This is a genomic window from Azospirillum sp. UENF 111221 (assembly GCF_058780625.1).
The window spans coordinates 2682150-2701110 of sequence record NZ_JBSNCH010000005.1 but is presented as its reverse complement, the minus strand read 5'-3'; the positions used below and the strand labels follow the sequence as shown (position 1 = coordinate 2701110).

Sequence of the window (18961 nt, the reverse complement as noted above, 5' to 3'; positions counted from 1 at the left end):
GGGGGCTTTTTCTTTCAGCGCAATCGGCAGTGCTGCCGGGTAACCGGTCAGGAGGCCACCTTGTCCAGTTCGCGCAGGATCGAGTCGCCCATCACGGTGGTGGAGCAGCGCGCCATGCCCGGGGCCATGATGTCGGACGTGCGCATGCCGCCGCCCAGCACGTTCTGGATGGCCCGCTCGATCAGCTTGGCATCCTCGTCCAGGTTGAACGAGTAGCGCAGGCACATCGCGAAGGACAGCAGCGTGGCGCAGGGGTTGGCCAGATCGCGGCCGGCGATGTCCGGGGCGGACCCGTGCACCGGCTCGTAGAGCGCCTTGCGGTTGCCGTTGGCATCCGGAGCACCGAGCGAGGCCGACGGAAGCATGCCGAGCGAGCCGGTCATCATCGCCGCCTCATCCGACAGGATGTCGCCGAACAGGTTGTCGGTGACGATCACGTCGAACTGCTTCGGGTTCTTCAGCAGCTGCATGGCGCCGTTGTCGGCGTACATGTGGCTCAGCTCGACGTCCTGGAACTCTTCCCCGTGCAGCCTGGTCACTTCCTGCCGCCACAGCAGGCCGGACTCCATGACGTTCGCCTTTTCCATCGAGCAGAGCTTGTTGCCGCGCTTGCGGGCCAGCTCGAACGCGACGCGGGCCACGCGGCGGATTTCCGACGTGGTGTAGACCTGGGTGTTGACGCCGCGGCGCTCGCCGTCGCCGATCTCGGTGATGCCGCGCGGCTCACCGAAATAGACGCCGCCGGTCAGCTCGCGGACGATCAGGATGTCCAGCCCGCGGATGACGTCGGCCTTCAGGGTCGAGGCGTCGACCAGCGCGTCGAACACCACCGCCGGGCGCAGATTGGCGAACAGGCCCAGTTCCTTGCGCAGGGTCAGCAGGCCGGCTTCCGGACGCTTGGTGTAGTCGGTCGGGTTGTCCCACTTCGGGCCGCCGACGGCGCCCAGCATCACCGCGTCCACCGCCAGCGCCTCGGCCAGGGTGGCGTCGGACAGCGGAACGCCATGGGCGTCGATGGCCGCGCCGCCGACCAGCCCTTCGGACACGTCGAAGGTGATCTTGCGCTTGCGGTCCATCCAGTCGATGACCCGGCGAACCTGGCGCATCACCTCCGGGCCGATACCGTCGCCGGGGAGGAACAGAAGCTTCTTATTGGCGGCCATGGCGGGCGCACTCCCAAATGTCAGACGTCAAGAAGACAGAAGTTGAAGAGGATCGGGGGAGGATGGAGGCGCTCAGCCCCACATCCACGGCTGGCCCGCGCGCTGCTTGCCCTCATACCCGTCGATATGGGCCGACTGCTGCAGGGTCAGGCCGATGTCGTCCAGGCCGTTCAGCAGGCAATGCTTGCGGAAGGGGTCCAGCTCGAAGGAGATGGTGCCGCCATCCGGGCCGGTGATGGTCTGCTTCTCAAGGTCGACCGTGATGACGGCGTTCGACCCGCGCGACGCGTCGTCGAGCAGCAGGTCGACCTGCTCCTTCGGCAACTTGATCGGCAGGATGCCGTTCTTGAAACAGTTGTTGTAGAAGATGTCGGCGAAGCTGGGGGCGATGATGCAGCGGATGCCGAAATCGGCCAGCGCCCACGGCGCATGCTCGCGCGACGAGCCGCAGCCGAAATTCTCGCCCGCCACCATGATGCTGGACTTGCGGTAGGCCGGCTTGTTCAGGACGAAGTCCGGGATCTCCTGCCCGTCCGGGGTGTAACGCATCTCGTCGAACAGATGCTTGCCAAGCCCCGTCCGCTTGATGGTCTTCAGGAACTGCTTCGGGATGATCATGTCGGTGTCGACGTTGATCATCGGCAGCGGCGCCGCAACGCCGGTGAGAACCGTGAACTTTTCCATCGCCAGAAATCCTGTCGCGCAAGAAAGCGCAAGCGTGCGCATGCAGAGCGTGGTGAATAGCAGACCGAACAAGCCATTGCCAGAGGAAGCTTGCCCTTTTCCCGGCACGCACTGAGCGAACAGGCATGCGCGAATGCACCGGCACGCATCATTGTTGCGCGTCAGGCAGCGTATCGGCGCGGTCAGGCCCGTTTGGGGATGCCGGAACGCAGCACCCGGATCGCAAGGGGGGTCGCTGGGCGGGAATAGGGTTGAGGCTCCTGCTGTTCATCGGGCGGCGGATGGGCGACCACCCCTTGCAGTGGAGGCCCCGCCCGCCTACCAAGTCGCCCAGCCAGTCGACATGCCCACCAGAACGAAGGCCCGCCCGATCCGATGCCGACACTTGACGACGACCGCAGCGCCCGCCTGATCGGCATCGCCTTCCTGCTGCTGGCACCGCCGGCCTACGGGCTGCTGACGCTGGCCTTCGGGATGGATGCCAACTGGGACCTGCGGAATTACCACTGGTACAACGGCTACGCGATGATGACCGGACGGATCGGGCGCGATCTGCTGGCTGCCCAGATGCCGACCTTCTACAGCCCGTTCCTGGACGTGCCCTTCTATTGGCTGGCGACCCATCTGCCGGCGCGGGCCGCCGGATTCCTGTGGGGAACGCTTCAGGGCATCAACCTGTCGCTGCTGTATCTGCTTGCATCCTTTTCACTCCGGAACGTTCCGGCCCTGAAACGGGCGCTGATCGCAATGGCGCTTGCGGTGATGGGCGGGCTGGGCGGCGGGACGCTGGGTCTGATCGGCACCACCTTCCAGGACAATGTGGTCAGCCTGGGCGTGCTGGGTGCTGCGGCGGCCATCGCCGGCAGCCTGCCCGGCATCCTCGACGGCCGGCCGCTGCCCAGCTTCGCGCGGGTCGCGGCGGCCGGGCTGCTGGCCGGGGCGGCGATGGGGCTGAAGAACCCGACGGTGATCTATGCGGTTGGGCTGTGCCTGGGCTTCCTGGCATTGCCGGCCCGGCCGTGGCGCCGGCTGTGGCTGGCCTTCTTCTTCGGCATCGGCGTGCTGGCCGGTCTGGCGCTGGGCGGCGGCGTCTGGATGGTGCATCTGTGGCACGATTACGGGAACCCGGTCTTCCCGCACATGAACCACATCTTCAAGTCACCCTTCGCCGCGCTGTCCGACTACGTCAATGTCAGCTTCTTCCCGCCCGGCCTGTGGCAGCGGCTGTTCTTCCCCTTCGTCTTCACCGTTTCCCCCCTGACGGTGGGCGAGGTGCCGTTCTTCGACCTGCGGGTTCTGGCGCTGTTCGTCCTGGTTCCGGCCGGAGTTGTCTGCGCAGTCGCCACGGGGATGTTGGGGAAGCGGAACGACTGGCTGACGGCGGTGCCGGCGACCCGGTTCCTGCTGGCGGCGATAACCGTCACCTACGCGTTGTGGGTGGTGATGTTCTGCATCTACCGCTATCTGGTGCCGTTGGAGATGCTGGCACCGCTGGCGCTGGTGATGGCGGTCGGGCTGCTGCCGCTGGCGCGCCGGCTGCGCATCGGGCTGGCGGTGGCGCTGCTGGCCGTGGTGCAGCTGACGGTGCAGCCCGCCGACTGGGGGCGCGTCGCCTGGCCAACGGGCACCGATGCCAAGTGGGTCGAGGCGGACGTCCCGGCCATCGCGGATCCGGACGACACCATGGTGCTGATGGCCGGCTATTGGGCCATTTCGCACGTCATCCCGTCCTTCCCGGCGCGGGTCACCTTCGTGCGCATCCAGTCCAATTTCCTGCAGCCGGATTCCGTCGGCAACGGCTACCTCGCCATCCTGAAGGACAAGGTGGCCTCCCACCGCGGCACCTTCCTGATGCTGAGCACGATTCCCGACACGCCCGGTGCCGCGAAAGCCGCGGAGCTGCTGGGCCTGCGGCTCGACCCGCAGCGCTGCCGGCCGATCCCCAACAATCTGGGGGAGACCCTGAACCTATGCGCCGTTGACCGCGAGGGCGGCAAAAGGGAGACAGTGGAATAATCGCGGCGTTTGTGCTGTTTATCGCCGCAGACAGCCCGATCTGCCGACAGCCCGACCTGTCCCGCCTCCAGCCAGAAGCCAGCGCCATGACCGTATCGACCCTCGGCCGCCCTGCCGACCGCCCCGCCCTCACCCCGGATGCCGGCGCCTCCGGAACGCCGTCGGCGGCCGCGGCTGTCGGCCCGGCTCCCACCATCGCGGTGCTGATCCCCTGCTACAACGAGGAAGCGGCGATCGGCAAGGTGGTGCAGGACTTCCGCGCGGCTTTGCCGGACGCCATCGTCTATGTCTACGACAACAACTCGAAGGACCGGACGGTGGAGGTCGCGCGCGCCGCGGGCGCCGTGGTCCGGAGCGAGCCGCTGCAGGGCAAGGGCAACGTCATGCGCCGCATGTTCGCCGACATCGAGGCGGACGTGTATGTGCTGGTCGACGGCGACGACACCTATCACGCCGCCAGCGCGCCGGAACTGGTCAAGCGCCTGTGGGACGAGCAGCTCGACATGGTCAACGGTGCGCGGGTGACGGAGATCGTCGCCGCCTATCGGCCCGGCCACCGCTTCGGCAACCTCGTGCTGACCGGCATGGTCGCCAAGATCTTCGGCAGCCGCATCGGCGACATGCTGTCGGGCTACCGGGTGTTCTCCCGCCGCTTCGTAAAGTCCTTCCCGGCGCTGGCCAGTGGTTTCGAGACCGAAACGGAGCTGACCGTCCATGCGCTGGAGCTGCGCATGCCGATCGCCGAGGTGAAGACCCCCTACAAGGACCGTCCGCCCGGGTCGCACAGCAAGCTGAACACCATCCGCGACGGCATCCGCATCCTGCGCGCCATCGTCATGCTGGTGAAGGAGGAGCGGCCCCTGCCCTTCTTCTCCGCCGCCTTCGGGCTGCTGGCCCTGCTGTCGGTGATCCTGGGCGTGCCGGTGATCGCGACATATTTCCAGACCGGGCTGGTTCCGCGCTTCCCCACCGCCCTGCTCGCCACCGGGCTGATGCTGCTGGCCTTCCTCAGCCTGACCTGCGGCCTGATCCTCGACACCGTCACCCATGGCCGCCGCGAGGCCAAGCGCATGAGCTACCTGTCGCTGCGCGCACCGGGCCACCATCGGCCGCTGGCGGCGGAGCGTGAGGACGGGCGCCGGTGATGGCATCGGTCGCGAGATTTCTGGACAGCCGGCTCGGCCGGCTGGGCGTGCAGTTCGCCAAGTTCGGCGCGGTCGGCATCATCGGGCTGGTGGTGGACACGGTCGTGCTATACGCCGGCCTGGCGCTGGGCCTCCAGTTCTTTGCCGCCCGCGTCCCGTCCTTCTTTGCGGCGGCGACGGCGACCTGGGCGCTGAACCGCGCCTTCACCTTCCGCGGTGCGGCGGACGAGCCGCTGCATCGCCAGTGGGCCAAGTTCATCGCCGCCAACGCCATCGGCGGTGTCGTGAATTACGGCGTCTCGGTCGGGCTGGAATTGAGCGTGCAGATGGTCGCCGAACACCCGTTCCTGGCAGTGGCCGCCGGGTCCATCGCCGGCATGTTCTTCAACTTCGCGGCGTCGAAGCATCTGGTGTTCAAGGGGGCGTAACGGGGGGGCTTAGGTAGCGGAAGGCGCCCGCGAATCTGCCTTGCGCGGCGCCTTATGGACTTATCCCTGCGGCTCGCCATATAACGGCGGCCATGACCCGCGAATTCCTGAAGATGCACGGCCTCGGCAACGACTTCGTCGTGATCGACGCCCGTTCCGAACCCTACCGCCCCTCGGGTGCGGAGGTGCGCGCCATCGCCGACCGCCGGCTGGGCGTCGGATGCGACCAGTTCATCGTTCTGGAGAAGACCGATGCGCCGGGCGTCGACGCCTTCATGCGCATCCGCAATGCCGACGGCAGCGAGGCCGCGGCCTGCGGCAACGCGTCGCGCTGCGTCGGCTGGCTGCTGATGGAGGAAAGCGGGCGCGACCGTGCCAGCTTCCAGACCGCCGCTGGTCTGCTACATGCAAGCCGTGCCGACAACGGCCGCATCACCGTCGACATGGGCGCCCCCCGCCTCGATTGGGCGGCGATTCCGCTGGCCTCCCCCAGCGACACGCTGCGGGTCGAGACGGTCGAGCATGGCGGTTTCGCCGCTCCGGTCGCGGTGAACATGGGCAACCCGCACGCCGTCTTCTTCGTCGACGATGCCGAGGCGGTGCCGCTGGACGAGGTCGGCCCGGTCTTCGAGAACCACCCGGCCTTCCCCGAGCGGGCCAACATCGAGTTCGCGCAGGTGCTGTCGCCCACCGCCATCCGCATGCGGGTGTGGGAGCGCGGCGCCGGCATCACCCAGGCCTGCGGGTCGGGGTCCTGCGCCACGCTGGTCGCCGCGGTGCGCCGCGGCCTGACCGACCGCAAGGCCGACATCATCCTGGACGGCGGCACCCTGACCATCGAGTGGACCGAGGACGACCGCGTCCTGATGACCGGCCCGGTGGCGCTCGCCTACAGCGGCCGGCTGTCGGCGGAGCTGGTTTCGCCTGAACTGGTTTCGGAATGAGCGACAGCACCGACAGCACGACGCAGGCCGGCCCCGAGATCGTCACCTTCGGCTGCCGCCTGAACACCTACGAGTTCGAGGTGATGCGCAACCATGTGCGCAGCGCCGGGCTGGACGACGTGGTGATCGTCAACACCTGCGCCGTGACGTCGGAAGCCGAACGGCAGGCGCGGCAGACCATCCGCAAGTTGCGCCGCGAGCGGCCGGACGCCCGCATCGTCGTCACCGGCTGCGCCGCGCAGATCGACCCGCAACGCTTCGCGGCGATGCCGGAGGTCGATCAGGTCCTGGGCAACCAGGAAAAGCTGCAGCCGGAAAGCTGGGGCCTGCCGCCGGCCGAGAAGGTGCTGGTCAACGACATCATGTCGGTCAAGGAGACCGCCGGTCACCTGATCGGTGGGTTCGAGGACCGTGCCCGCGCCTTCGTCCAGGTCCAGCAGGGCTGCGACCATCGCTGCACCTTCTGCATCATCCCCTATGGCCGTGGGCCCTCGCGCTCCGTCCCCATCGGCGGCATCGTCGAACAGGTCCAGGCGCTGGTGAAGGCCGGCTACAACGAGGTGGTGCTGTCCGGCGTCGACATCACCAGCTACGGCCCCGACCTGCCGGGCTCGCCGTCGCTGGGGCAGATGGTGCGCCGGCTGCTGGCGCTGGTGCCGGAACTGCCGCGGTTGCGCCTGTCCTCCATCGACTGCATCGAGATGGACGACGACCTCTGGCGCCTGATCGAGAACGAGCCGCGCCTGATGCCGCACCTGCACCTGTCGCTCCAGGCCGGTGACGACATGGTGCTGAAGCGGATGAAGCGCCGCCATGGCCGCGCCGATTCCATCGCCTTCTGCGAACGGGTGCGGTCGATCCGCCCCGACGTGGTGTTCGGCGCCGACTTCATCGCCGGTTTCCCGACGGAGACCGAGGAGATGTTCCAGAACACCATGCGGCTGGTGGAGGAGTGCGGCCTGACCTGGCTGCATGTCTTCCCCTACAGCCCGCGCCCCGGCACGCCGGCCGCCCGCATGCCGCAGGTCGACGGCGCCGTCCGCAAGGAGCGTGCCGCCCGTCTGCGCGCCGTCGGCGAGGCGGCGGAGGCCCGCACCCTGGCAGGCCTGGTCGGCCGCACCGCCACGGTGCTGGTGGAGAAGGACGATCTCGGCCGCACCGAGCATTTCGCCGCGATCCGCCTGGGCCGGACCTTCCCGCCCGGCTCGCTGGTGCCCGCCGCCATCACCGGTATCAAGGACGGCGTGCTGACCGGCACCCCGCTCTGACCCCTCTTATAGTGGACACTCCATGATTTTCCGCTGGTTCGGCCGCAAGAAGCCCGAAGAGACCGCACCCAAGGACGAGGCGGCAAAGGACGAATCGGTCACCCTGGAGTCGTCCACCCCCGCGCCGGAACCGGAGCCGGAAAAGGCGCCGGAGCCGCCTGCCGCCGCACCCGCGCCCAAGCCGGAAACCGAACCGGTGCCGGAACTGGCGCCGGCCCCGCCGGTTGCCGCGCCGCCTCCCACCTCGCCCGCTCCCGTCATGCAGGCGCCGGTCGCGCCGGCCCCGGCTCCTGCGCCGGTCGAGCCGCCGCCCGCCCCCGTTCAGGTTTCCCCTGCTCCGGTCAGCCCTGCCCCGGTTCCCCCTGCCCCGGTCCCGGAGCCGGACCCCGTTCCGGAACTGCCGCCGGCACCGGCTCCCACCCCGGCTCCGGTCGCCGCCGCCGAAGAGGCGCCGCCGACCAAGAAGGGCTGGTTCGCCAAGCTGAAGGAAGGGCTGTCCAAGTCCTCGTCCAAGCTGACCGACGGCATCACCAGCATCTTCACCAAGCGCAAGCTGGACGACGAGGCGCTGGAGGAGCTGGAGGAGCTGCTGATCACCGCCGACCTTGGCCCGGCCACCGCGGCGAAGGTGACGGCCGAGCTGGCGCGCACCCGCTTCGGCAAGGAGGTTTCGCCGGAGGAGGTCAAGACCACGCTGGCGGCCGAGGTGTCGAAAATCGTCACCCCGGTGGCCAAGCCGCTGGTGCTGGACCCGGCCTTGAAGCCGCATGTCATCCTGGTCGTCGGCGTCAACGGCACCGGCAAGACCACGACCATCGGCAAGCTCGCCCGCCAGTTCAAGGCGGAAGGCAAGACCGTGATGCTGGCCGCCGGCGACACCTTCCGCGCCGCCGCGGTCAGCCAGCTGAAGATCTGGGGCGAGCGCACCGGCTGCCCGGTCGTTGCCCGCGACACCGGGGCGGACGCCGCCGGCCTTGCCTATGACGCGCTGGAGCGGGCGAAGGCCGAAGGCGTCGACGTGCTGCTGGTCGACACCGCCGGCCGGCTGCAGAACAAGACCGGCCTGATGGAGGAACTGCGCAAGATCGTCCGCGTCATCAAGAAGCTGGACGAGACGGCGCCGCACACCACCCTGCTGACGCTGGACGCCACCACCGGCCAGAACGCACACAGCCAGGTCGAGATTTTCCGCGACATGGTCAACGTCAACGGCCTGATCCTGACCAAGCTGGACGGCTCCGCCCGCGGCGGCGTCCTGGTCTCGCTGGCCGAGAAGTTCAAGATTCCGGTCCACGCCATCGGAGTCGGCGAGGGCGTCTACGACCTGCGGCCGTTCGATGCCGATGCCTTCGCCAAGTCGCTGATGGGCTTGAGCGCCGACTGACCGGCGGGGGCCTCTCCGACGGGGCCCGAACGGCTCTCTATCGGCCTGAATGGGTAAGCACCGGGGGTTGGCCGAAATTCGGCCTTCCCAGCCGGTCGTTCGTACCCCATCTTTGACGGCATGACTGATAAAGCCCCGTTCCAGCCCGGTTCGGCCGGGCGCTTCACCGATGCCAAAGCAGCACTGGCCTGCGTGCGCGACATTTACGAGCGCAACACCGCCTACCTGCGCGACCGCTTTTCCGCCTACACGCAGGGCGATGAGGAAGGCGGGCGGAACCGGGCCTATTACCCCTATGTCCGGCTGACCGCCGTGTCGGGGGCCGGGGTCGATACCCGGCTGTCCTACGGCTTCGTCGAGGGGGTCGGCGTCCATTCCACCACGGTGACGCGGCCCGACCTGTTCGAGCGCTATCTGCTGGAACAGTTCACGCTTCTGCTGCGCAACCACGGCGTCCCGCTGGAGGTCGGCGTCAGCGAGGAGGCGATCCCGATCCACTTCGCCTTTCCCAACGGCATGTATGTGGAAGGCGACCTGCCGCCGGACCGGCTGACCAAGCTGCCGGACCTGTTCGACCTGCCCGATCTGGCGCGGATGGACGACACCATCGTCAACGGCACCTTCGACGGCGGGCCGGACGCGGTGAAGCCGCTGGCGCTGTTCACCGCTCCCCGGGTGGATTTCTCGCTGCACCGGCTGCGCCACTACACGGCGACGGGGCCGGAGCATTTCCAGAACTTCGTCCTGTTCACCAACTACCAGTTCTATGTCGACGAGTTCATCCGGCTGTCGCGCGAGATCATGGAGCCGACCGGCGACGCCGATCTGGCGGCCTACCGCGCGCAGTATGACAGCTTCGTCGAGCCGGGCGACATCGTCACCACCAACCAGAATCTGGGTGGTTTCGCCGATGCCCCGGCGGCCAGGCTGATGCGGATGCCGCAGATGCCGGCCTACCACCTGAAACGGCCGGACGGCAACGGCATCACGCTGGTGAACATCGGCGTCGGCCCGTCGAACGCCAAGACGATCACCGACCACATCGCGGTGCTGCGCCCGCATGCCTGGCTGATGCTGGGGCACTGTGCCGGGCTGCGGCATACCCAGCGGCTGGGCGATTACGTGCTGGCGCACGGCTATGTCCGCGAGGACCATGTGCTGGACGCCGACCTGCCGCTCTGGGTGCCGGTGCCGGCCCTGGCGGAGGTTCAACGCGCGCTGGAGACGGCGGTGGAGCGGGTGACCGGGCTGTCGGGCTTCGACCTGAAGAGCATCATGCGCACCGGCACGGTGGCGACCATCGACAACCGGAACTGGGAACTGCGCGACCACCGCGAGCCGCTGATGCGGTTCAGCCAGAGCCGCGCCATCGCGCTGGACATGGAAAGTGCCACGATCGCCGCCAACGGCTTCCGCTTCCGCGTGCCGTACGGGACGTTGCTGTGCGTGTCGGACAAGCCGATGCATGGGCAGCTGAAACTGCCGGGGATGGCCGACCGCTTCTATCGCGAGCGGGTCGACCAGCATCTGAAGATCGGCGTGCTGGCGATGGAACTGCTGCGCGAGCACGGCATGGAAACGCTGCACTCCCGCAAGCTGCGCAGCTTGGCGGAAGTGGCGTTCCAATAACGAATGGGGGCGGGTACGAGACCCGCCCCCATCTCGGTCTTGAACTCAGGCCTCAGGCAGCGGCCAGCAGGCTCTCGATTTCCTTGGTCGCGGCGGCCAGCGCCTTGTCCTTGGCTTCCTGACCCATGCTGACGCCCTCGGCGCGGATGAAGGTTACGTCGGTGATGCCGAAGAAGCCGAACACCGAGCGGAGATAGGCCTCCTGGTGGTCGAGGCCGGCCAGCGCCGGGTTGGTCGAATAGACGCCGCCACGGCCCGAGGCCACGATCACGCGCTTGCCGCCGGCCAGACCCTCGGGGCCCTTCTCGGTGTAGCGGAAGGTACAGCCGGCCTGGGCGAGGCGGTCGATCCAGGCCTTCAGCTGGGTCGGGACGGAGAAGTTGTACATCGGCGCGCCGACCACGACGACGTCGGCGGCCAGGAACTCGTCGAGCAGGACGTTGGTCAGGGCCAGCTCTTCGCGCTGACGCTCGCTCAGCCCATCGACAACGCCGAGCTTGAGGACCGGCAGCAGCTCGCCGTCGAGATGGGCCGGCGGGTTGGCGGCGACGTCGCGGGTAACGACGGTGGCGGCCGGGTCGGCCTTCACCAGGGCTTCGACGATGGAGGCGGTCAGCTGGCGGGTGACGGAGAAGGTGCCGAGCGGGCTGGAGTCGACATGCAGGATCGTGGTCATGACGGAAGGAGCCTCTTGGTTGTTGCGGCCGTCTTCTCCGGCCGGGTTCTGACGCCCAAGATGCCCCTATCTTTTCCAACGGTTAAGCCGGGTTCTGCGCGATAGATCGTCTCTGCCAAAGCAACAATCGGCCCGGCAGGATCAGCGCGTCACCAGCGCCCCGCTGCGGAAGACCGCCATCTGGCCCGGCTGCATCACCGTCCAGGCCTCGTCCCTGGTCAACGGCCGGGTGGCGATGACGGTGACGACGTCGTTGGGCGTCGTCTCCTGGGAGAAATCGACGCTCATGTCGGCATCGAGCAGGGTCGCGGCACCGAAGGGAGCCTTGCGGGTCAGCCAGGCGAGGTTGGTGGCGCAATGGCACCACAGATAGCGCCCGTCGCTGAGCAGCATGTTGAAAACGCCCAGCGTTCCCAGATCGGCGGCCAGATGGCGGATCAGCTTCATCAGCCCGGTGGTCGTCTTCGGCGGCTCCGGATACTGCATGCGGATCTGGTCGAGCAGCCAGCAGAAGGCATGCTCGCTGTCGGTGCTGCCGACCGGTTCGTAGAAGGTCAGGATGCGGTCCTTGATACCCTTCAACTGGCCGTTGTGGGCGAAGGTCCACATCCGCCCCCACAACTCGCGGGTGAAGGGGTGGGTGTTCTCCAGCGACACCCGGCCGCGGTTGGCACGGCGGATGTGCGAGATCACGGTGCAGGACTTGATCGAATAGCGGCTGACCAGCCGGGCGATCTCCGACTCCGCACTGGGGGCCGGATCGTGGAAGGTGCGGCATCCCTTCCCCTCATAGAAGGCGATGCCCCAGCCGTCACGGTGCGGCCCGGTCTGCCCGCCGCGGCGCATCAGGCCGGCGAAGCTGAAGCAGATGTCCGTGGGCACGTTGGCGCTCATGCCCAGCAGTTCGCACATGATGTCCTCGTCTGCCGCTTGTCGTCGCCCTAGGGAGCGACAAGCTACGACAGGCCGTGCGCAAGGTCACGCGCGGACATGGCCGGAAACGGCGTGCATGTCAGGCGATTGGCCTCACGGTTTTGGGCCTTACGGTTTTGAGCAGGGCGGCATGTCCGGCCGCAGGCACCCCTCCATCTTCCGTGCCGGGACACCGCCGCCCAACCCGATCCAGGCATCGACCCGGTCGATCTCGAACCCGCAGTCGCGGCGGTCGCCGACCTGCATCGGCGGACGGCGGATCAGCAGCGGACGCTCGACCATCGCGGCCAGCGCCCCGGCTTCGTCCATGCTCTCCGGCACCAGTTCGCCGTTCTTCACCGCAGGCGCGGCGCGGTTGAACCAGTCGGCGACCGGACGGTCGCCGAAGTAGGGGCGGAGCGTCTGGGGCGTCCAGGGCTCGCTCAGCAGGTCGCGGGCGACGACGCGGTGGCCGGCCTGCTCCAGCAGGGCCTTCTGCCGGGCATTGCCGCCGCAGCCGGGCTTCTCGAAAAAGATCACGTCGGCCATGGTCATGTCCCTCCGAACAGCGGCGCGCGGGCCAGCAGCGCGTCGGTTTGCTGACGAGATCTCGTCATGGACCCCGCGGTCCAGCTTGCGCAGCCAGCGCGGCGGGATCGACTCCACGCCATAGGTGGCGCCGGCCAGCATGCCGGCGATGGCGCCGGTGGTGTCGGCGTCGCCGCCCTGGTTGACCGTCTCCACCACGCAGGATTCGACCGAATCGGTCTGGAAGTAATAGTGGAAGACGGTCTGCACCGTATCGACGATGAAGGCGGTCGACAGGCCGCGATAGGGTTCGAACTTGAACTGGCGATGCCTGGCGATCAGGGCGTTGGCCTCCTCCCGCGCGGCGACGATGCCGCCGCCCAGCACCAGCCGCCGCACCATCCGGCCGAGCGCGATCACCGCGGAATCGGACAGCTGGTTGCAGTGGGTGATGTGCGACTGCTCGACCGACCAGCGCTCGAAGGCGGCATCGTCGCCCAGCGTCGCCAGCGCCACCGGCAGGTTGCGCATCGCCGCACCGTTGCCGGCATGGTATTCAGACTCCGGCTCCTCCAGCGTGCCGTTCATGATGAAGCGGCGGATGCCGCGGCGTGTCGTGTCGCCGACATCGACCGGCACCGATTTCAGCCAGATGGCGAACTCCTCGGCGGCGCGGCGGGCCTCCCATTCCGGCCCGGACAGGATGGCGCGGCCGAGATGGAGCGACATCTCGGTGTCGTCCGTCACCTGTCCGGCCGCCAGCTTCAGCCAGCCGCCGCCCTTGATGTGCTTGTGGACGCCATACTGGTGGGCGATCTCGCCCTTGGTCAGGAACTCCACCGTCGCCCCCAGCGCGTCGCCGCAGGCGAGGCCAAGATAGGCGCCGAGCGCCCTGGAACGAATCTGGGGGGAGCGGATTTCAGGCGTCAGACTCGTCGGATCGGTCATGCCGTTGGGCACAGGGTCCGTCCCTTCCTGGTGCGTCCCGCAGACGGCAGGCAAGCCGCCGCCGGACGTGAGGTTGTCAGAGAAGCGACACACCCACGCGATAGTCCCCGCCGATCACCAGATATTCTCCTTCTCCCTGGAAAGGGTAGCGCGGCAGGATGTCGCGGAAGAAGACGATCTTGGGCAGCGGCACCCACGCATCGAGGATGTAGTCGCCGAACTGGCCGGCGATGTCGCGGTTGATGGAAAAGGAACACAGGTTGTTCAGCCGCAGCACCGCGGTGCGCTTGTCCGGCCGGGCAACGATGTGGTGTTCCTCGAAATCGTTGACGCCGCGGTAGAGCCGGATGTGCGAGGCCCAGTTGGGCATCGGCGCGTCGGGCCAGCCGCGGCGGATCGTCCACTGGCAGAACTCGTACAGAAGGTCGAGCTGCAGGTGGATGTTGTTGTTGTGGAAGCGGGTCGACTGCTTCTGTTCGCCATAGGCCGCCCAGGCGTCGGAGGCGAAGCGGCGGATCGGTTCGCCATGGAAGGTCGGCAGCAGGCCGAAACGGCTCTCCACCCAGCCCTTCAGAACCGCCCCTTCCGCCCGGTTGCTGTCGAACATCCAGCCTTTCAGCAGACGCAGGTAGCTGGCGCGGAAACGCCGCCTGCCATCCGGCCCTTCGGTTCCCGAGAAGTCGGGGTTCACCCCGAACACCGCCGCCATATGGCGCTGGAATATGTCGGAGGCGGTCGGCGCGTCGCGGCACTCGTCCAGCGCCTCGAACAGGGCGGCATGTTCGCTGCGGGTGGCGCCGATGCGCAGGCGCCGCGGTTCGTCATTGTAGGCTTCGCCGCACAGGGCGGCGGCCGGCACATTGACGAGGTTGGCGCGGTGGGCGCGCAACGCCAGCGGTGAATCGGGCGGCACGTCGGGCTCCTGCGTCCGGCCCATCCCATCGCTCGTCACCACCCCGTCCGCCACGCCGTTCCGCTCCGCCGCAATGCCATTACTTCTTATATGGATATTGCATAAGCCGGCGCGTGCCAAGCCTTCACCGCCGCAACCGGCACAGGCGTGTCGCCGCATGTCGCAACATTGTCCATTTGAAGCCGAACGATCCGTCCCCATACTCTGTACAGCGACGCTTACGATCCGGCGGCACCCGCATGGCCTTCTGGCCGACCAAGTACGACGATAGCCGGCGCCGGCGCACTTCGCCGCTGCCCACCCAGACGCCTGCCGCGACGCCCGCCTCTGCCAGCCCCGTCACGCCTGCCGGCGGTCCGCCGCGCGGCGTCGCGGAAGCCCGGACCGCCCTGCGGCTGGCCCAGCTTCTCCGCGGCACGATCACCCCCCTGCGCGGCGACACGGTGCTGGAAATCCTGGAGCCGCACCGGCCGCGCCTGGTGCCCAAGCCGGTCAACCCGCTGCCGGCATTGGTCGGCAAGCCGCAGGGACAGATGGTCGACGCGCTGCTGCGGCCCATCGGCCAGATCGTCACCGACGTGTTGTTGCCGGGGGTGCGCGACCACCTGATCGACCGGCTGGTGGCCGGCCGCACCGACCATGAGGACAGCCTGCCGGGCGCCGTCGACCTTGCCGAAGCGATGCGGGCGCTGGTCGGCCGGATGCGCGGCGCCGGCAAGGGCCATCTCCAGGCCGTCGTCGCCGCCATCGGCACCGATGCCCGCGCCACCGCCGACGCACTGACCAGGGACAGCCGCCCCATCGACGTGGGCGGCATCGACCGGCTGGCCCGCGCCCTGCTGCGCTTCGAGGTGCGGCGGATGGCGCTGGAGGCGCTGGGGGGTGCCAGCGCCTTGCAGGACGTCATCTATCAGTCGCGACGGCTGGCCCGCTATTCCCTGCGCCGCGCCACCGAGGCGATCGAGGGATTTGTCGCCGACCGCGGGCTGAAGACGCTCCATGCCAGCCTCGCCACCCTGGCCCAGGCCGACGGGCTGATCGTCATCGCGCTGCGCAATCTGGACGACCAGGAGGAGACGAAGGAGGAGTCCGGCCCCTTCGTCGAGCCGGCCGACCGCAAGGCGATGAACGACTGGCTGTCGGCGGCGTGGCGCCTTTCCGACACATTGTTCGATCTTGTCGGCAAGGCCGCGGCCGGCGGCGAGCTGGACGACCTGCTGTTCGCCGCCTTGCTGCGGCAACTGCGCAGCCTGCATCACTTCTGCGCCGACCTGACCCACGCCGGCCGCCCGGCGGCCGTGGACACGCTGAAGCAGCGGCTGGTCGACCGCTGTGACGCGCTGGCCCGCCTGACTGGGGAGCGTCTGGTCGAGGCGCTGCTGGCCAAGCCCGCCGATCCCGCCCTCGCCCGTCGGCTGTTGGCGCGCGGCCGTCTGCTCGCCCAGCTGCTCTATGACATGAACCGCGACGAGGCGGTGGAGGAGCTGGCGCTCCGCATCGTCGTCGCTGCCGAGGCGCTGGGCGAAGAGCGCTGAAGCGCAGGAATCGGCGGGCCCGCCCGCTTCCAAAGCTCCCCTGCCGCAAAGACCCGACAAAATGTCGGGCTTTGTCGTGTGTGTCGGGACCACGACAAAGGAAAGGGAAAGGCTTCCTGAGAAAATTATATAATAAAATCAATAGCTTATTGGATTTTTTTAGCTCTGGCACGGGTCGTGCAATCCATGAAATCCGAAGCGGCCACGAACCGGCCGCACCGGATCGAAACACAGTCCCACGACCCAAGCACAGGAGCGACCCACATGGCCAAAGCGCCTCTGCGTCAGATCGCCTTTTACGGCAAGGGCGGTATCGGCAAATCCACCACATCTCAGAACACGCTGGCCGCGCTGGTCGAGCTGGATCAGAGGATCCTGATCGTCGGCTGCGACCCGAAGGCCGACTCGACCCGCCTGATCCTGCACGCAAAGGCCCAGGACACCGTCCTGCATCTGGCCGCCGAGGCCGGCTCGGTCGAGGATCTGGAGCTCGAGGACGTGCTCAAGATCGGCTACAAGAACATCAAGTGCGTCGAGTCCGGCGGTCCGGAGCCGGGGGTCGGCTGCGCCGGCCGCGGCGTCATCACCTCGATCAACTTCCTGGAAGAGAACGGCGCCTACGACGACGTGGACTATGTGTCCTACGACGTGCTGGGCGACGTGGTGTGCGGCGGCTTCGCCATGCCGATCCGCGAGAACAAGGCCCAGGAAATCTACATCGTCATGTCCGGCGAGATGATGGCGCTCTACGCCGCCAACAACATCGCCAAGGGCATCCTGAAGTACGCGCACAGCGGCGGCGTCCGTCTCGGCGGCCTGATCTGCAACGAGCGCCAGACGGACAAGGAATGGGATCTGGCCGACGCGCTGGCCAAGCGCCTGGGCTCCAAGCTGATCCACTTCGTGCCGCGCGACAACATCGTCCAGCACGCCGAGCTGCGCCGCATGACGGTCATCGAGTATGCCCCGGACAGCAAGCAGGCCGGCGAATACCGCGCGCTCGCCAACAAGATCCATGCGAACTCGGGCCAGGGTTGCATCCCGACCCCGATCACCATGGAAGAGCTGGAAGAGATGCTGATGGACTTCGGCATCATGAAGACCGAAGAGCAGCAGCTCGCCGAGCTGGCCGCCAAGGAAGCGGCGAAGGCCGGCGCCTGACCCCAGGCGTAGCGACGGTTGCCTACCGGCCCCCCTGCCGTCCGCGCAGGGGGGACCGCCTGAACACTGGCCCCATCCCCAGCCCCGCACAACGCCGACCCAGCAAAGCCAGGGGCGACGGCGTGGGAGGGAGGGGCTCGGTCACGCGCTGCAGTGGCGCGAATATTCAAGCAGGAGGCCGGCTATGAGCCTGTCCGAGAACACCACGGTCGACGTCAAGAACCTCGTCAACGAAGTCCTCGAAGCCTATCCCGAAAAATCCCGCAAGCGCCGCGCCAAGCACCTGAACGTGCTGGAGGCCGAGGCCAAGGACTGCGGCGTCAAGTCGAACGTCAAGTCCATCCCCGGCGTCATGACCATCCGCGGCTGCGCCTACGCCGGCTCCAAGGGCGTGGTGTGGGGTCCGATCAAGGACATGATCCACATCTCCCACGGTCCGGTCGGCTGCGGCTACTACTCCTGGTCCGGCCGCCGCAACTACTACATCGGCGACACCGGTGTGGACAGCTGGGGCACGATGCACTTCACCTCCGACTTCCAGGAGAAGGACATCGTCTTCGGCGGCGACAAGAAGCTGCACAAGGTCATCGAGGAAATCAACGAGCTGTTCCCGCTGGTGAACGGCATCTCGATCCAGTCGGAATGCCCGATCGGCCTGATCGGCGACGACATCGAGGCTGTCGCCCGCGCCAAGTCGGCGGAAATCGGCAAGCCGGTCATCCCCGTGCGCTGCGAAGGCTTCCGCGGCGTGTCCCAGTCGCTGGGCCACCACATCGCCAACGACGCCATCCGCGACTGGGTGTTCGAGAAGACGGAACCCAAGGCCGACTTCGTCTCCACCCCCTATGACGTCACCATCATCGGCGACTACAACATCGGCGGCGACGCCTGGTCGTCCCGCATCCTCCTGGAGGAGATCGGCCTGCGCGTGATCGCCCAGTGGTCGGGCGACGGCACCATGGCCGAGTTGGAGAACACGCCGAAGGCCAAGGTCAACCTGATCCACTGCTACCGCTCGATGAACTACATCGCGCGCCACATGGAAGAGAAGTTCAACATTCCGTGGATGGAATACAACTTCTTCGGCCCGAGCCAGATCGCCGAGTCCCTGCGCAAGATCGCGGCACTCTTCGACGACAAGATCAAGGAGAACGCCGAGAAGGTCATCGCCCGCTACCAGCCGATGGTCGATGCGGTCATCGCCAAGTACAAGCCGCGGCTGGACGGCAAGAAGGTCATGATCTACGTCGGCGGCCTGCGTCCCCGCCACGTCGTCGATGCCTACCATGACCTGGGCATGGAGATCATCGGCACCGGCTACGAGTTCGCCCACAACGACGACTATCAGCGCACGCCGCACTATGTGAAGGAAGGCACGCTGATCTACGACGACGTCACCGCGTTCGAACTGGAGAAGTTCGTCGAGGCGATGCGTCCCGACCTCGTCGCGTCGGGCATCAAGGAAAAGTACGTGTTCCAGAAGATGGGCCTGCCGTTCCGCCAGATGCACAGCTGGGACTACTCCGGCCCGTACCACGGCTATGACGGTTTCGCGATCTTCGCCCGCGACATGGACCTGGCCATCAACAACCCCGTCTGGGGCGTGATGAAGGCCCCGTTCTGACCA

16 protein-coding genes and 1 pseudogene are annotated in these 18961 nt (G+C 67.4%); 10 read left to right on the top strand and 7 right to left on the bottom strand.

Annotated features, from left to right (window positions below):
• Nucleotides 1-47: 47 nt before the first annotated feature.
• Entirely contained in the window at nucleotides 48-1163 is a 1116-nt protein-coding gene (gene leuB / locus ACWPN3_RS27615; RefSeq protein WP_109050567.1) for a 3-isopropylmalate dehydrogenase, read from the bottom strand.
• Nucleotides 1164-1235: 72 nt separating this feature from the next.
• Entirely contained in the window at nucleotides 1236-1847 is a 612-nt protein-coding gene (gene leuD / locus ACWPN3_RS27610; protein WP_098740325.1) for a 3-isopropylmalate dehydratase small subunit, read from the bottom strand.
• A 375-nt stretch (nucleotides 1848-2222) separates the two neighbouring features.
• Between leuD and ACWPN3_RS27605 the strand changes: the two genes are divergently transcribed.
• The 7 genes from ACWPN3_RS27605 (at nucleotide 2223) to ACWPN3_RS27575 (ending at nucleotide 10661) form a co-directional block, all read left to right on the top strand.
• Nucleotides 2223-3863 carry a hypothetical protein gene (locus ACWPN3_RS27605; protein WP_492240161.1) on the top strand — a complete coding sequence of 547 codons (1641 nt, stop codon included), beginning with the start codon at nucleotides 2223-2225 and terminating at the stop codon, nucleotides 3861-3863.
• A gap of 86 nt (nucleotides 3864-3949) precedes the next feature.
• Complete coding sequence (locus ACWPN3_RS27600) at nucleotides 3950-5008, top strand: glycosyltransferase family 2 protein (protein WP_109450471.1); 1059 nt, start codon at nucleotides 3950-3952, stop codon at nucleotides 5006-5008.
• Nucleotides 5008-5436 (top strand): GtrA family protein, encoded by a 429-nt coding sequence (locus tag ACWPN3_RS27595; protein WP_492261905.1) that lies wholly within the window; start codon nucleotides 5008-5010, stop codon nucleotides 5434-5436. The genes ACWPN3_RS27600 and ACWPN3_RS27595 overlap by 1 nt, the downstream gene beginning before the upstream one ends.
• 92 nt (nucleotides 5437-5528) lie before the next feature.
• Nucleotides 5529-6380 (top strand): diaminopimelate epimerase, encoded by an 852-nt coding sequence (gene dapF, locus ACWPN3_RS27590; RefSeq protein WP_109450476.1) that lies wholly within the window; start codon nucleotides 5529-5531, stop codon nucleotides 6378-6380.
• Complete coding sequence (gene mtaB / locus ACWPN3_RS27585) at nucleotides 6377-7648, top strand: tRNA (N(6)-L-threonylcarbamoyladenosine(37)-C(2))-methylthiotransferase MtaB (protein ID WP_492261855.1); 1272 nt, start codon at nucleotides 6377-6379, stop codon at nucleotides 7646-7648. Before dapF ends, mtaB begins: the two co-directional genes overlap by 4 nt.
• A 22-nt stretch (nucleotides 7649-7670) precedes the next feature.
• Nucleotides 7671-9032, top strand: coding sequence for a signal recognition particle-docking protein FtsY (gene ftsY, locus ACWPN3_RS27580; RefSeq protein ID WP_492240159.1), 1362 nt, complete (start codon nucleotides 7671-7673; stop codon nucleotides 9030-9032).
• 120 nt (nucleotides 9033-9152) lie between these two features.
• Nucleotides 9153-10661, top strand: coding sequence for an AMP nucleosidase (locus ACWPN3_RS27575; protein WP_109450480.1), 1509 nt, complete (start codon nucleotides 9153-9155; stop codon nucleotides 10659-10661).
• A gap of 52 nt (nucleotides 10662-10713) precedes the next feature.
• Here ACWPN3_RS27575 and ACWPN3_RS27570 read toward each other — a convergent pair whose 3' ends face one another.
• The 5 genes and pseudogenes from ACWPN3_RS27570 to ACWPN3_RS27550 all read right to left on the bottom strand — a co-directional run bounded on the left by ACWPN3_RS27570 (nucleotide 10714) and on the right by ACWPN3_RS27550 (nucleotide 14692).
• Nucleotides 10714-11337 carry an FMN-dependent NADH-azoreductase gene (locus tag ACWPN3_RS27570; protein WP_492240158.1) on the bottom strand — a complete coding sequence of 208 codons (624 nt, stop codon included), beginning with the start codon at nucleotides 11335-11337 and terminating at the stop codon, nucleotides 10714-10716.
• Nucleotides 11338-11478: 141 nt separating this feature from the next.
• Nucleotides 11479-12249 (bottom strand): class II glutamine amidotransferase, encoded by a 771-nt coding sequence (locus ACWPN3_RS27565; protein WP_109450484.1) that lies wholly within the window; start codon nucleotides 12247-12249, stop codon nucleotides 11479-11481.
• 129 nt (nucleotides 12250-12378) lie between these two features.
• Entirely contained in the window at nucleotides 12379-12798 is a 420-nt protein-coding gene (locus tag ACWPN3_RS27560; RefSeq protein WP_492240157.1) for an ArsC/Spx/MgsR family protein, read from the bottom strand.
• Between the two features lie 2 nt (nucleotides 12799-12800).
• A pseudogene (gene draG / locus ACWPN3_RS27555) lies at nucleotides 12801-13695 on the bottom strand (ADP-ribosyl-[dinitrogen reductase] hydrolase).
• Nucleotides 13696-13801: 106 nt separating this feature from the next.
• Nucleotides 13802-14692, bottom strand: a complete 891-nt coding sequence (locus tag ACWPN3_RS27550; RefSeq protein WP_492240156.1) for an NAD(+)--dinitrogen-reductase ADP-D-ribosyltransferase — start codon at nucleotides 14690-14692, stop codon at nucleotides 13802-13804.
• 185 nt (nucleotides 14693-14877) lie between these two features.
• On the opposite strand from ACWPN3_RS27550, the gene ACWPN3_RS27545 reads away from it, so the two are divergent.
• The 3 genes from ACWPN3_RS27545 (at nucleotide 14878) to nifD (ending at nucleotide 18958) form a co-directional block, all read left to right on the top strand.
• Nucleotides 14878-16173, top strand: coding sequence for a hypothetical protein (locus tag ACWPN3_RS27545; protein ID WP_492240155.1), 1296 nt, complete (start codon nucleotides 14878-14880; stop codon nucleotides 16171-16173).
• Nucleotides 16174-16437: 264 nt separating this feature from the next.
• Complete coding sequence (nifH, locus tag ACWPN3_RS27540; RefSeq protein WP_063634031.1) at nucleotides 16438-17334, top strand: nitrogenase iron protein; 897 nt, start codon at nucleotides 16438-16440, stop codon at nucleotides 17332-17334.
• Nucleotides 17335-17518: 184 nt separating this feature from the next.
• Nucleotides 17519-18958 carry a nitrogenase molybdenum-iron protein alpha chain gene (gene nifD, locus ACWPN3_RS27535; protein ID WP_109450494.1) on the top strand — a complete coding sequence of 480 codons (1440 nt, stop codon included), beginning with the start codon at nucleotides 17519-17521 and terminating at the stop codon, nucleotides 18956-18958.
• The last annotated feature ends 3 nt before the right edge of the window (nucleotides 18959-18961 follow it).